Origin of the sequence: Micromonospora sp. NPDC005205, assembly GCF_040608275.1 — a bacterium.
Lineage (GTDB): Bacteria > Actinomycetota > Actinomycetes > Mycobacteriales > Micromonosporaceae > Micromonospora.
The window spans coordinates 190,981-203,690 of record NZ_JBEXHV010000002.1 but is presented as its reverse complement, the minus strand read 5'-3'; the positions used below and the strand labels follow the sequence as shown (position 1 = coordinate 203,690).

Below are 12,710 nucleotides of genomic sequence, written 5' to 3'. Positions count from 1 at the left end.
TTTCCCTTCCCGCTTAGCCTGGTCCGGTGACTGATCTCGACGTACAGACGCTGCGCGACGCCTACGACAACCAACTCCGCCCGGAGATCCCCGACCCGGTTCCGGCCGGAGTTTCCGTGGAGCGGGACGGGCCGCTGGTCCGCATCATCGGGCTCGACGCCGGCGGGTTCCTCACCTACCGCACCCTGGGCGGGTTGACAGGTGACGCGCTGGACGAGCTGATCGCCCGGCAGGTGCAGCTGTTCCGTGAGCGCGGCCAGTCGGTCGAGTGGAAGCTCAACGAGCACGACGAGCCGGCCGATCTGGCGGACCGGCTGCGCGCCGCCGGCTTCGTGCCGGAGGACCGCGAGACCGTCGTGGTCGGGCCGGTCGCCCCGCTGGCCGCCGCGCTGCCTGTCGTTCCCGAGGGGGTACGCCTGCGTGAGGTGACCGCCCGGGAGGACCTGGAGCGGATCGCCGCCATGGAGGAGGAGGTCTGGCAGGAGGATCGCTCGCACCTCGTGACGGGCCTGGCCAAGGAGATCGACGCCGACCCGAACTCGATCACCGTGGTGGTGGCCGAGGCGGGCGGGACGGTGGTGAGCGCGGGCTGGGTGCGGTTCCCGGCGAACACCGGCTTCGCCACGATGTGGGGTGGCTCGACCCTGCCGCAGTGGCGGCGCAAGGGCATCTACCGGGCGTTGGTCAACTACCGGGCGCGGCTCGCCGAGCAGCGGGGTCGGACGCTCATGCAGGTCGACTGTTCCGAGGACAGCCGGCCCATCCTCGAGCGGCTCGGCCTCGTCGCGGTCACCACCACCACCCCGTACGTCTACACTCCGTGATCGTGGAGCAGCGGTTGACGGACGAGGAGCGCCTGACCCTCAAGACGGGTGCCTTCGGTGCCGTCTTCCTGGTCTCCAACGCCGATCCCGGTGTGCTGGGGGTGATCCGGGAGAGCATCGCCGCTTCCGGCGCGCTGGCCGACGCCAGTGGCACTGTCAAGGAGGCGCTGACCACCGGCCCGCTGCCGCGACTTCCCCGGGACTCGCAGCTGGAGATCGAGTCGGTGGTGCTGCCGGCGCTGGGTGAGGCGGTGCGGATCCTGCGCGAGAAGTCCCCACGGGACGTGGACGCGTACCGCGATCTGGTGTTGGCGGCGGCGGACCAGGTGGCCCGCGCCCACGACGGGGTGGTGCCTTCCGAGGCGGCGGCCATCGACCAGATCCGGGTCGCGTTGGCTGAGCCGGCCTGACCGGCCGCGCGTCGGTGAGCTGTGTCACTCTGAGTGCTGCGGGAGTGCAACCTACTGGCAGGTAACATTGCGCCGTGGGCAACTGCACAACCGCCCGCGGTTGACCTGGCGTCGACCGACGCGCGACGCTGCGCCCCATACCGGGCGAGCGAATCGCAACACCACACAGGAGGGTCGTCGAAGCGCGATGAACATCGTCGTACTCGTCAAGCAGGTGCCTGATTCGGGCGCGGACCGCAACCTGCGCAATGACGACAACACCGTCGACCGCGGTTCGGCGAACAACGTGATCAACGAGATGGACGAGTACGCCATCGAGGAGGCGCTGAAGATCAAGGAGGCGCACGGCGGCGAGGTCACCATCCTGACCATGGGTCCGGACCGGGCGACCGAGTCGATCCGCAAGGCGCTCTCCATGGGCCCGGACAAGGCCGTGCACGTGCTGGACGACGCCCTGCACGGCTCGTGCGCCGTCGCCACCTCGAAGGTGCTCGCCGCCGCGCTCGGTCAGCTCAACGCCGACCTGGTCATCTGCGGTGCAGAGTCCACCGACGGCCGGGTCCAGGTCTTGCCGCACATGATCGCCGAGCGGCTGGGCGTCGCGGCGCTCACCGGTGCCCGCAAGCTCACCGTCGACGGCGCGACGCTGACCGTCGAGCGGCAGACCGAGGAGGGCTACGAGGTGGTCACCGCCGCCACCCCGGCCGTGGTCTCCGTCTGGGACACCATCAACGAGCCGCGCTACCCCTCCTTCAAGGGCATCATGGCCGCCAAGAAGAAGCCGGTGCAGACGCTCTCGCTGGCCGACCTCGGAGTCGCGGCCGACGAGGTGGGCTTTGACGGCGCCACCAGCGCCGTCGTCGAACACACCAAGCGCCCCCCGCGCTCCGGCGGCGCCAAGATCACTGACGAGGGCGAGGGCGGCGTCAAGCTGGTCGAGTTCCTCGCCACCGAAAAGTTCGTGTGAGAGGGGGGTCTGACATGTCCGAGGTTCTCGTCGTCGTCGAAGCCACAAAGGAATTCGGCGTCAAGAAGGTCACCCTGGAAATGCTCACCCTCGCGCGTGAGCTGGGCACCCCGAGCGCTGTGGTGCTCGGCGGCGCCGGCGCCGCCGAGGCGCTGAGCGGCAAGCTGGGCGAGTACGGCGCGGAGAAGATCTACGCCGCCGAGGGTGACGAGATCGACGGCTACCTGGTGGCCCCCAAGGCGACGGTGCTGGCCGAGTTGGTCAAGCGGGTGCAGCCGGCCGCCGTGCTGCTGGCGTCCGCCCAGGAGGGCAAGGAGATCGCCGCCCGGCTCGCCGTCAAGCTCGACAACGGCATCCTGACCGACGTGGTCGGCCTGGACGCCGACGGCACCGCGACCCAGGTCGCCTTCGCCGGCTCCACCATCGTCAAGTCCAAGGTCACCAAGGGCCTGCCGTTGGTCACCGTCCGGCCCAACTCGGTCACCCCCGCCCCGGCGGCGGCGACCCCGGCGATCGAGCAGCTCAGCGTGTCGGTCACCGACACCGACAAGCTGGCCACCGTCGTCGAGCGGGTCGCCGAGCAGAAGGGCTCCCGCCCCGAGTTGACCGAGGCCGGCGTGGTCGTCTCCGGTGGTCGGGGCGTCGGCAACGCCGACAACTTCAAGCTGGTCGAGGAGCTCGCCGACCTGCTCGGCGGGGCCGTCGGCGCGTCCCGCGCGGCCGTCGACTCCGGCTTCTACCCGCACCAGTTCCAGGTGGGCCAGACCGGTAAGACGGTCTCCCCGCAGCTCTACGTCGCCCTCGGCATCTCCGGTGCGATCCAGCACCGGGCCGGCATGCAGACCTCGAAGACCATCGTCGCGGTCAACAAGGACGGCGAGGCGCCGATCTTCGAACTGGCCGACTTCGGGGTGGTGGGCGATCTGTTCAAGATCGTCCCGCAGGCCGCCGAGGAGATCCGCAAGCGCAAGTAAGCCAGCGGTACGTCAGTGGCCGCCCGTTCGCACGGGCGGCCACTGCCGTGTGGGAGCTGATCGGCGAGCCGGGGAGCTGAGCCGGCCCGCCGATCAGCCCGTCAGGGAGCCCCTCAGCAGACTGTCACCGGAGTGACGGGTGTTGTTGTCGTACTGCTCGGCGGAGACGTCGACCACCGAGTAGCTCTTGAGGTCGACATTCGGAGGCAGGGGTAGCAGGGCGTCCGAGCCGCCACCCAGGGTGCCGACCGAGAACATCTCCATGGTCGTCGGATTGATGAGCCAGACCTCGTAGTACCCCGGGACGCTCGGGAGATTCGCCACATGCAGATGTAGTTGGCCGTCCTGGAAAACCCGGGCGTCACCCTTGGCCGTCGGCGGGGTCGCGCCGTACGCGGCCAGCGGAGCGCTCGCCACCACCACCGGCGTCGGGGTGGGCGTCTGATCGTCCGGTCGGAGCACCGAGACGGTGCCCACGACGGCGACCGCCGCGGCGGCGGCCGCGGTCACCGCTGTGGCCACCCAACCGGACCAGCCGCGGCTCCGGCGGGATCGCCGCGCCGGGTCCAGCCGGGTCACCGTCGACCCGGCCGTCGTGGTGTCGGCCTGCCCGGCCGTCGTGATGTCGGCCTGCCCGGGCACCCGGTGTCGGCGGGTCTCGGTCAGCAACGGCCCGGCCTCTGCGGCCCTGACCTGGGCCTCGATGCCCTGCCAGACGTGCTCCGGTGGGTCGGGCAGGTCGGCCAGGCCCTGCGTCTCGGCGCCGAGCCCCGCCACCTGCTGAAGGCTCGCGACCTCCGCGCGGCAGAGCGCGCAGGTGGCGAGGTGGGTGCTCTCCCCGTTGTCCGCCTCGCTCTCACCGAGTGCCAGAAATACCAGCCGGTCGTGGTCCAGGTGCTGCACCGTCCACCTCCCATCTGCGCTTCAAGCTCGCCATTCCGCGACGGATGTGACTCTTCACGGTGCCCAACGGCACGCCGGTCACCGCGGCTATCTGTTGGTGTGTCAGGTCGTCGTAGAAGGCCAGCTCCAGCATCCGGCGCTGGTCGTCCGGGAGGCGAGCCAACTCGTCCGCGATCACCAACCGGTCCACCACGCGGTCCGGATCCGGCTCGGTCTGCGCCGGCTCGGGCAGTTGTCGGACCGTCTCCACCACCCGGGTCTCCCGGGCCGAGGCGCGCATCCGGTCGATCACCTTCCGCCGGCCGATGCCGAGCAACCAACCGATCAGCGACCCCTTGGACGGGTCGAACGTGTCGCGGCCCAACCAGGCGGCGACGAACGTCGCCTGGGTGGCGTCCTCGGCGTCGCTGCGGTTCGCCAGCATGGACGTGGCCAGATGGAGCACGGCACGACCGTAGCGGTCGTACGCCTCGCGCAGCGCCACGTCGTCACCGTCACGGAACCTGCGATCGAGGTCGTCCACCGGAGGGTCCGGTTCCTGTCGTAGCGCCGTCATCGGGCGGCTCGCCTTCGATGGGGCATACCCGACTGTAGCTGCCACAGTCTCCGCCCCACTTCCCCGGTCGATGTCATCTCACCTGCTCTTCGTCTCCCGACCCCGTTGCGGATGCGGTCGGCGCCGGAAAAGAAAAGTGCCTCCGGGGCGCATCCGCCCGTCCGGCAGCCGGCGTAACCCGTTCTGCAAGCCAGGCCTGACGAATTAGCAGTTATCACCAGGAGGCAGACATGCAGCTCTCGTACTTCCGTCGGGTCGCCGCGGGCGGCGCGGTAGCCGCGCTGACCTTCGCCGGCGTCGGTGGGCTCACCGCCGGCCCGGCGTACGCCGCCACGTCGGAGGTCTCCGTCGTGCACGGCATTCCGGACACCCCGGTCGACGTCTACGTCAACGGCAAGAAGACGCTGGACAACTTCAAGCCCGGTGACGTCGCCGGCCCGCTGAACCTGGAGGAGGGCGAATACGACATCGCGCTCACCAAGCCGGGCGAGCCGATCGGCAGCGCGATCCTCAAGGCCGACAACGCCGCGGTGCCGGGCGGTGCGAACATCAGCATCGCGGCCCACCTCGACGCCGCCGGCCAGCCGAAGATCACCCCGTTCGTGAACGACGTCTCGAAGGTCGACGCCGGCAAGGCGCGGCTGATCGTCCGGCACACCGCCGCCGCTCCGGCGGTCGACGTCCGCGCCGGTGGCAAGCCGGTCTTCGAGGACCTCACCAACCCGAACGAGGCCAAGGGTGACGTCGACGCGGGCGAGGTGAAGGCGGACGTGGTGCTCGCCGGCACCGACACCGTGGCCATCGGCCCGGCGGACCTCAACCTCAAGGAGGGCACCGCCACGATCGTCTACGCGATCGGCTCCGCCGAGGGCAAGACCCTCGACGTGGTGGCCCAGACCATCACCGGCCTGCACTCCGCCCCGGGTGGCGTGCCCAGCGGTGACGGCGGCCAGGCCGGCACGGGCGTGGACACCTGGTGGTACGTGCTCACCGGTGCCGGCGTACTCCTGCTGCTTGGTGGTGGGGTGCGGATGGCGACCGCGCGGACCGGCCGCAAGTGACGGTGCGCAATCGCGGCGCGCTGGCGGCCCTGGCCGCCGGCGTTGCCGCGCTCACCGTCGCCGCGCTCGTGGCGTGCGGCTCGCAGCCGGCCGAGGACGTGGGCGGCGACGAGGCGGCCAACCTCGCGACCGCCACCCCGACCCCGTCGGCCAGCGCGGCCGATGGCCAGTCTGTCCCGGTGACCGTCGGCGAACTGCCGGCCGGGGCGGAGATCGTCCCGCCGGTGCGGCTGGTGATCCCGGCGATCGATGTCACCGCCACGATCAACGCGGTCGGCATCAACAAGCGGACCGACGATTTCGAGGTGCCGCCGAGCGTCGACAAGATCGGCTGGTACCGGTACGGTCCCGGCCTGGAGGCGGACGCCGGCTCGATCGTCATCGCTGGTCACGTGGACAGCGCCCAGCAGGGCAAGGGCGCGTTCTTCCGGCTGCGGGAGCTCGATCAGGGCGACACCCTGACCGCGACCGGCAGTGATGGCGAGGCCCGCAAGTACCGGGTCGTGGCCCGGGAGGAGTACGACAAGACCAAGATTCCGTTGGAGCGCTACTTCGCCCGCGACGGCAAGCCGCGGCTGACCCTGATCACCTGTGGTGGGCCGTTCGACGCCAAGGCGCGCAAGTACCGCGACAACATCGTCGTCACCGCGGTGCCCGCCTGAGCGGGTCCGCGCATCGGGCCGGGGTGGAGTTTCCACCCCGGCCCATTGCGTGCGGTCCCCTCCGGCATCCGGCCCCCCAGGTGTCGGCCGTACGCTGAACGGTGATGGCTTACCTGGATCACGCGGCGACGACTCCCATGCTCGATGAGGCACTGGAGGCGTACGTCGCTACCGCCCGCGAGGTCGGCAACGCGTCCTCCCTGCACGCGTCGGGCCGCCGTGCCCGCCGCCGGGTCGAAGAGTCACGCGAACAGGTGGCCGCTGTGCTGGGCGCCCGGCCCTCTGAAGTGATCTTCACCGGTGGTGGCACGGAGAGCGACAACCTCGCTGTCAAGGGCGTCTTCTGGGCCCGCCGAGCAGCCCGCCCCGACCGCCGCCGGGTGGTCTCCAGCGCCGTCGAGCACCACGCGGTGCTGGACGCTGTCGACTGGCTGGCCCAGCACGAGGGCGCCGAGGTCGGCTGGCTGCCGGTGGACGCCGTCGGTCGGCTCGACCCGCAGACCCTGCGCGCCGAGTTGGCCGCGCACGCCGACCAGGTGGCCGTGGTCACCGCGATGTGGGCGAACAACGAGGTGGGCACCGTCCAGCCGGTGGCCGAGCTGGCTGCCGTCGCCGCCGAACACGGTGTGCCCTTCCACACCGACGCCATCCAGGCGGTTGGACAGGTGCCCGTCGACTTCGGCGCCAGCGGGGTCGCCGCGCTGACCGTCACCGGGCACAAGTTGGGCGGCCCGATGGGAGTGGGCGCTTTGCTGCTCGCCCGGGACGTGCCGGCCACGCCGCTGCTGCACGGCGGCGGCCAGGAACGCGACATCCGCTCCGGCACCCTGGACACTGCGGGCATCGTCGCCTTCGCGGTCGCCGTGGAGACGGCGGTGAAGGGTCAGCAGGAGTACGCCGCCCGGGTGGCCGCGCTCCGCGACGACCTGATCGAGCGGGTCCGCCAGGCGGTGCCCGAGGTGATCTACAACGGTGACCCGACCGATCGGCTGCCCGGCAACGCGCACTTCTCCTTCCCCGGCTGTGAGGGGGACGCGCTGCTGCTCCTGCTCGACGCGCAGGGAATCGCCTGCTCGACCGGCTCCGCCTGCTCGGCCGGCGTGGCACAGCCCTCGCACGTGCTGCTGGCGATGGGTGCCGACGACGACCGCGCCCGCTCCTCGCTGCGCTTCACACTGGGCCACACCAGCACCCAGACCGACGTCGACGCTCTCATCGCGGCCCTCCCGGCAGCAGTAGACCGAGCCCGCCGAGCAGCAGCCCTCCGCACCCCCCGCTAACCCCCCACCCCACGCCCCCGGGCCCCCACCCCCTGATTTCCGCGATCTTGCACTTTCGGTCGTCCGTTCGCGTCTTGTGCGGCATATGTCGCAGCAGAAAGTGCAAGATCGCGTGGGCGTGGGCGTGGGGTTGGGATTGGTCGTTGGGGTTTGTGGGGTGGCGGGGGGTTCGGGGCTGGTGGATAGGGTTGTTGTGGGGGAACGGGCGGGGACGGGGAAGGGGAGTGGGTCAGTGAGGGTTCTGGCGGCGATGTCGGGTGGGGTTGACTCGGCCGTGGCGGCGGCACGGGCGGTGGCGGCCGGGCACGAGGTGACCGGCGTACACCTGGCCCTCGCGCGCAACCCACAGACCTACCGGACCGGCGCGCGCGGCTGCTGCACCCTGGAGGACTCCCGGGACGCCCGGCGGGCGGCCGACGTGATCGGCATTCCGTTCTACGTGTGGGACATGGCCGACCGCTTCCACGAGGACGTGGTCGACGACTTCGTCGCCGAGTACGCCGCCGGTCGTACGCCGAACCCCTGCCTGCGCTGCAACGAGAAGATCAAGTTTGCGGCGGTGCTGGACCGGGCGGTGGCCCTGGGTTTCGACGCGGTGGTGACCGGGCACCACGCCCGGCTCGGCGCGGACGGGCTGCTGCGGCGCAGTGTCGACCTGGCCAAGGACCAGTCGTACGTGCTCGCCGTGCTGACCCGCGAGCAGCTCGACCGGTCGATCTTCCCGCTCGGTGACCTGACGAAGGCGCAGGTCCGTGCCGAGGCCGCCGAGCGTGGCCTGGCCGTGGCCGACAAGCCGGACTCACACGACATCTGCTTCATCGCCGACGGGGACACCCGCGGCTTCCTGGCCGGCCGGCTCGGCGAGGCACCCGGCGACGTGGTGGACGCCTCCACCGGCGCTGTCGTCGGCAGTCACAGCGGCGCGTACGCGTACACGGTGGGGCAGCGTCGCGGGTTGCACCTGGACCGGCCCGCCCCGGACGGTCGGCCACGCTACGTGCTCTCCATCACGCCGAAGACCAACACGGTGACTGTGGGCCCGGCCGAGGCCCTGGACGTGTCCGACGTGCACGCCGTACGTCCGGTCTGGACCGGCGGCGCCCGGCCGGACGCCCCGGTCGAGTGCGAGGTGCAGTTGCGCGCGCACGGCGACGTGGTGCCGGCGACCGTCGCCCTCGATGGTGACCGGCTGCACGCCGAGCTGCGCCGACCGGTACGCGGCGTCGCCGCCGGTCAGGCTCTGGTGGCGTACCGACCGGATCCGGCCGGCGACGTGGTCCTCGGCTCCGCGACCATCACCGGCTGACCGCACGGCCCGGGTGTTCGCGGGATAGCCTTCGCCCGTGACAGATCAGGCGTGGCCCTGGCCGGCCGGCGCGGCAACCGGAATCGGCTCGCTGCCCGGCACCGACATCGGCGAGGCTCAGCGGGTGGTCCTCGGTGAGCTCCCCGAGCTGCCCCACCTGCCCGAGTTGCCGGCCCGTGGCCCCGGAGCGGACATCATCGGCCGGTCCGCCGGACTGCTCGTCGAGCTGCCGGTCGAGGTGTACGCGGGGCGGTGGCGGGTCGCCCCACGCCCAGGCCGCGACCTGCGCCGGGCCCGCGACCTGATGGAACGCGACCTGGACCAGCTCGCCGAGCAGGCCGAGGGGTACGCCGGGCCGATAAAGGTGCAGGCCGCCGGCCCGCTCACGCTGGCTGCCTCGCTGGAGTTGCCGATCGGTGGTCGACTGTTGCGCGATCCCGGCGCGGTCCGCGACCTGACCGGCTCCCTTGCCGAAGGGCTGCGCGCGCACGTCGCGGCGGTCGTCCGCCGGCTGCCCCAGGCGTCGGTCCTGCTGCAACTGGACGAGCCGTCACTGCCGACGGTGCTGGCCGGGCGGGTGCCGACCGAGAGCGGGTTGGGCGCGTACCGGGCGGTCGACTCGGTGGACGCCGCCGCCCTGCTGCGCACTGTCGTCGAGGCGGTCGGCGTGCCGACGCTGGTGCACTGCTGCGCCCCGGACGTGCCGCTGGAGCTGATCCGCTCCGCCGGCGCCGTCGCGGTCGCCCTCGACCTGGACCTGGTCACCAAGCTCGACCCGCTGGGCGAGGCGATCGACGCCGGCCTCGGGTTGCTGGCCGGGGCCGCACCGACCCGGCCGCCGTCGGCCGGTGGCGCGCCGACCTCCGCGCAGATCGCCGAGCGGGTACGCCAGGTCTGGGACCGCCTCGGCTTCCCTCGTCGCCAACTCGCCCAACAGGTGGTGGTCACCCCGGCCTGCGGCCTCGCCGGCGCCACCCCGGAGTACGCGCGGACGGTGCTCGCCGCGTGCCGGGACGCCGGGCGGCGCCTCGCCGAGGACTGAGGTTTCCTGTCGTACCCGGTGGGCAGGATGACGGTCATGATTGGACAGCTGCGTTCAGTGGTGATCGACTGCCCGGATCCGCGGGCGTTGGCGGCGTTCTACGCCGAGTTGCTCGGCGTACCGTTCGCCGAGGGCGACTCCGATGACGACTGGGTGGTGCTGGGCGGCCCGCCCGGTCACCAGCCGCGCCTCGCCTTCCAACGGGCGCTCAACCTGCGCCCACCGGTCTGGCCGGATCCCGAGCGCCCACAGCAGTTCCACCTCGATGTGACGGTGGACGACATCGAGGCTGCCGAGAAGGCTGCGCTCGCGCTGGGTGCACGGCGGCTGCCAGGCGAGGGTGAGGGCTTCCGCGTCTACGCCGACCCGGCCGGCCACCCGTTCTGCCTCTGCTGGGACTAAGGCCTGTTTCCTGAGGGCGGTCGAGCCGAGGCGGTGTCCGGGCGGCGATCCGGCAAGGCGCGGTTTCGTCCGGATACCGGTGTTGTATCCGGACGAAACCGCAACGCCGCCGGTCGTCGTCCGGGCCCGGCGCAGGCCGGCCAGTTCTTAGGAAACAGGCCTTAGGGCGCTGGTTTCGGAAGAGCTGGCCGGACCGGCGTGGGTTGCGGCGGCCGGGCATCATGGCCGCCGTGATCCACACCTCTGCGCTTCGCGCCTCCGGTTCGCTCTTCGGCCTCGCCTACGGTGACGCGCTGGGCAAGCCGACCGAGTTCCTGACCGTCGCCGAGATCGAGCGCCGATACGGCCCGACCGGTCCACGTGAGCTGGTCGGCGAGCCCGCACTGGTCACCGATGACACCCAGATGGCCCTGGCGGTGGGTTGGGCGCTGCACGAGGCGCCGTCGTTCACGCCGGAGGCGGTCGAGCCACTGCTGCGGCGACGCTTCCTCGCCTGGGCGGTCAGCCCGGACAACAACCGTGCCCCGGGCATGACCTGCCTGCGCGCCTGCGCCGAGCTGAGCCGTGGGGTGCGCTGGCAGGAGGCCACCGTGAGCGGGTCGAAGGGCTGCGGGGCCAACATGCGGGTCACCCCGGTCGGGTTGCTCGACGTGGACCTCGACACGCTCGCCGGGTTGGCGCAGTTGCAGGCCGGGCTGACCCACGGCCATCCGACCGGGCTGGCCGCCAGCGAACTGACCGCGTACGCGGTCTTCGTGCTGCGCGCGGGCGCCACCCTGCCTGAGGTGCCCGCGCTGCTCACCGAGCGGGCGCTCGCCCAACGTGGGATCTACCGGGAGCGGTGGCTGGGCGACCTCTGGCAGCGCCCGGGGGTCGGCTCGCCGGAGGAGTTCATCGCGCGAGGCTGGGACGAGTGCCTGGCGGTGCTGGGCCGACTGGCAGACACACTGGCGCAGCCGGACGACGGTGGTGACCCGTGCCGGGCCACCGGGGAGGGCTGGGTGGCCGAGGAGGCGCTGGCCACCGCGTTGCTCTGCGCCGTACGGCACGCCGACGACCCGGTCGCGGCACTGGCACGGGGCGCGACCACCGCCGGCGACTCCGACTCGATCGCCGCCCTGGCCGGCGCGTTCGTGGGCGCGGCCGTCGGCATGACCGCCTGGCCGCGCGAATGGGTCAACCGCATCGAGTACGCGGACCAGCTCGCCACACTCGGCGCGACCTGGGACTGACCCGCCCCGGCCGGCGCGGTCTGCCCCGGCCGGCGCGGTCTGCCCCGGCCGGCGCGGCTGGGGCGGTCTGCCCCGACCGGCCCCGCTGGGCGGTCTGCCCCGACCCGCGCGGCCGGGCACGCGGCTCATGATCAACTCGGGTTCCTGTAAACCGGGGCATCCGGGAGCTCAGGACACCGCGACTTTCAGGAACCCGAGTCGATCATGGATGACGGGCGGGCATGAAGGCGGTCGAGGGTGGTCGGCGGGCGGCCACGGGGGGTGGTCAGGAGGTGGGGAGGTGGCGCAGGCTGCGGACCTTCCGCCACAGGTCCGCGTCGCAGCGGCCGGCGTGGTCGGCGAAGGCGGCCGAGTTGAGTCGGATCGGCTCGGTGAGGCTGAGGTAACTGTCGTGCTCCGCGCCCGGGTCCCAGTCCCGGGTGGGAATCCGCACGTGGTCGTCCCGGTCGCTCTTGTCCTGGCTGGTGATCTTCAGGACGTCGGCGCCCCGGGAGTCGGCACGCAGCACCAGGCACGGGCGCACCTTCGACCCGGTGCCATCGGCGTACGGCACGTCGGCCCACCAGATCTCGCCGGCCGCCGGGGCGTCGCCGTGCCGGTCGGTGTCGCGCGAGCGGGGTTTGGTGGAGGGCCGTTCGGCGCCACGGGGGCGCGGCGGGGTGGAACGACGGCCACCGGCGTCGCCCCGATCCGGCCGGGTGCCCGGACGCCGGTTGGCCACCCGGTGCCGCCAACTGTTCCACGCCCAGCCGGCGGCCACGGCCAGCAGGATCGCCACCGCCCAGAGCAGTGCCTCGCGCATCCGTACCTCCGCGTCCCGGCGACCCGCCGGTCGCACCGTCCGGCGATCCTTGCACGCCGCCGCCCGTGCCGCCCGCCAACCACACCGCGGCCGCCCCACCGCCGCGCCGCACGCACACCTCGACGACGCCACGCCGGCCGCCACTCGGTGGGTCGGTAGGTGGAACGGCCGGCCGACGGCTACCGAGCGTCACGGGATCACCGGACGCGGCTGAGGGCGGGGTCGCTTCGGGCGCGGGTGGGCGACGGATTGTCCCACCGGCCCGATACGGTGCCGGAGTAGCGTGATC

The 12,710-nt window shown here is 72.1% G+C and carries 14 protein-coding genes; 11 read left to right on the top strand and 3 right to left on the bottom strand.

The features are described from left to right. The first annotated feature begins 26 nt into the window (after positions 1-26). The 4 genes from ABZU43_RS05595 (at position 27) to ABZU43_RS05580 (ending at position 3,175) form a co-directional block, all read left to right on the top strand. Positions 27-824 carry a GNAT family N-acetyltransferase gene (locus ABZU43_RS05595; protein WP_355005359.1) on the top strand — a complete coding sequence of 266 codons (798 nt, stop codon included), beginning with the start codon at positions 27-29 and terminating at the stop codon, positions 822-824. After that, the gene (locus tag ABZU43_RS05590) at positions 821-1,234 is read left to right on the top strand and encodes a hypothetical protein (RefSeq protein WP_355005358.1); all 414 of its coding nucleotides are present in this window, start codon (positions 821-823) and stop codon (positions 1,232-1,234) included. Before ABZU43_RS05595 ends, ABZU43_RS05590 begins: the two co-directional genes overlap by 4 nt. 187 nt (positions 1,235-1,421) lie before the next feature. Beyond that, positions 1,422-2,201, top strand: coding sequence for an electron transfer flavoprotein subunit beta/FixA family protein (locus tag ABZU43_RS05585; RefSeq protein ID WP_355005357.1), 780 nt, complete (start codon positions 1,422-1,424; stop codon positions 2,199-2,201). Positions 2,202-2,215: 14 nt separating this feature from the next. Then, complete coding sequence (locus tag ABZU43_RS05580; RefSeq protein WP_091393283.1) at positions 2,216-3,175, top strand: electron transfer flavoprotein subunit alpha/FixB family protein; 960 nt, start codon at positions 2,216-2,218, stop codon at positions 3,173-3,175. A 93-nt stretch (positions 3,176-3,268) separates the two neighbouring features. Here ABZU43_RS05580 and ABZU43_RS05575 read toward each other — a convergent pair whose 3' ends face one another. Both ABZU43_RS05575 and ABZU43_RS05570 read right to left on the bottom strand, forming a co-directional pair. Beyond that, positions 3,269-4,078, bottom strand: coding sequence for an anti-sigma factor (locus ABZU43_RS05575; RefSeq protein ID WP_355005356.1), 810 nt, complete (start codon positions 4,076-4,078; stop codon positions 3,269-3,271). Continuing rightward, the gene (locus ABZU43_RS05570) at positions 4,032-4,634 is read right to left on the bottom strand and encodes a sigma-70 family RNA polymerase sigma factor (RefSeq protein WP_355005355.1); all 603 of its coding nucleotides are present in this window, start codon (positions 4,632-4,634) and stop codon (positions 4,032-4,034) included. Before ABZU43_RS05570 ends, ABZU43_RS05575 begins: the two co-directional genes overlap by 47 nt. Before the next feature lie 230 nt (positions 4,635-4,864). Here ABZU43_RS05570 and ABZU43_RS05565 point away from each other — a divergent pair, with 230 nt between their 5' ends. The 7 genes from ABZU43_RS05565 to ABZU43_RS05535 all read left to right on the top strand — a co-directional run bounded on the left by ABZU43_RS05565 (position 4,865) and on the right by ABZU43_RS05535 (position 11,619). Next, complete coding sequence (locus ABZU43_RS05565) at positions 4,865-5,695, top strand: DUF4397 domain-containing protein (RefSeq protein WP_355005354.1); 831 nt, start codon at positions 4,865-4,867, stop codon at positions 5,693-5,695. After that, positions 5,692-6,357, top strand: a complete 666-nt coding sequence (locus ABZU43_RS05560; protein WP_355005353.1) for a class F sortase — start codon at positions 5,692-5,694, stop codon at positions 6,355-6,357. The genes ABZU43_RS05565 and ABZU43_RS05560 overlap by 4 nt, the downstream gene beginning before the upstream one ends. Before the next feature lie 104 nt (positions 6,358-6,461). Beyond that, positions 6,462-7,637, top strand: a complete 1,176-nt coding sequence (locus tag ABZU43_RS05555) for a cysteine desulfurase family protein (RefSeq protein ID WP_355005352.1) — start codon at positions 6,462-6,464, stop codon at positions 7,635-7,637. A gap of 232 nt (positions 7,638-7,869) precedes the next feature. Continuing rightward, positions 7,870-8,943: a tRNA 2-thiouridine(34) synthase MnmA gene (mnmA, locus tag ABZU43_RS05550; RefSeq protein ID WP_355005351.1), complete on the top strand. Its 1,074-nt coding sequence runs from the start codon at positions 7,870-7,872 to the stop codon at positions 8,941-8,943. 37 nt (positions 8,944-8,980) lie between these two features. After that, positions 8,981-9,985: a methionine synthase gene (locus ABZU43_RS05545; RefSeq protein WP_355005350.1), complete on the top strand. Its 1,005-nt coding sequence runs from the start codon at positions 8,981-8,983 to the stop codon at positions 9,983-9,985. Between the two features lie 36 nt (positions 9,986-10,021). Next, positions 10,022-10,387 carry a VOC family protein gene (locus ABZU43_RS05540; RefSeq protein ID WP_355005349.1) on the top strand — a complete coding sequence of 122 codons (366 nt, stop codon included), beginning with the start codon at positions 10,022-10,024 and terminating at the stop codon, positions 10,385-10,387. A 221-nt stretch (positions 10,388-10,608) separates the two neighbouring features. Next, positions 10,609-11,619, top strand: coding sequence for an ADP-ribosylglycohydrolase family protein (locus ABZU43_RS05535; RefSeq protein WP_355005348.1), 1,011 nt, complete (start codon positions 10,609-10,611; stop codon positions 11,617-11,619). 265 nt (positions 11,620-11,884) lie between these two features. Here ABZU43_RS05535 and ABZU43_RS05530 read toward each other — a convergent pair whose 3' ends face one another. Further along, positions 11,885-12,421 (bottom strand): type II toxin-antitoxin system PemK/MazF family toxin, encoded by a 537-nt coding sequence (locus tag ABZU43_RS05530; protein WP_355005347.1) that lies wholly within the window; start codon positions 12,419-12,421, stop codon positions 11,885-11,887. Positions 12,422-12,710 lie beyond the last annotated feature (289 nt).

What these genes read in the sequence shown, in the direction of transcription:
- ABZU43_RS05585 (WP_355005357.1), top strand. Translation starts at nt 1,422, where the DNA reads ATGAACATCGTCGTACTCGTCAAGCAGGTGCCTGATTCGGGCGCGGAC.
- ABZU43_RS05580 (WP_091393283.1), top strand. Translation starts at nt 2,216, where the DNA reads ATGTCCGAGGTTCTCGTCGTCGTCGAAGCCACAAAGGAATTCGGCGTC.
- ABZU43_RS05570 (WP_355005355.1), bottom strand. Translation starts at nt 4,634, where the DNA reads ATGACGGCGCTACGACAGGAACCGGACCCTCCGGTGGACGACCTCGAT.
- ABZU43_RS05565 (WP_355005354.1), top strand. Translation starts at nt 4,865, where the DNA reads ATGCAGCTCTCGTACTTCCGTCGGGTCGCCGCGGGCGGCGCGGTAGCC.
- ABZU43_RS05555 (WP_355005352.1), top strand. Translation starts at nt 6,462, where the DNA reads ATGGCTTACCTGGATCACGCGGCGACGACTCCCATGCTCGATGAGGCA.
- ABZU43_RS05540 (WP_355005349.1), top strand. Translation starts at nt 10,022, where the DNA reads ATGATTGGACAGCTGCGTTCAGTGGTGATCGACTGCCCGGATCCGCGG.
- ABZU43_RS05535 (WP_355005348.1), top strand. Translation starts at nt 10,609, where the DNA reads ATGGCCGCCGTGATCCACACCTCTGCGCTTCGCGCCTCCGGTTCGCTC.
- ABZU43_RS05530 (WP_355005347.1), bottom strand. Translation starts at nt 12,421, where the DNA reads ATGCGCGAGGCACTGCTCTGGGCGGTGGCGATCCTGCTGGCCGTGGCC.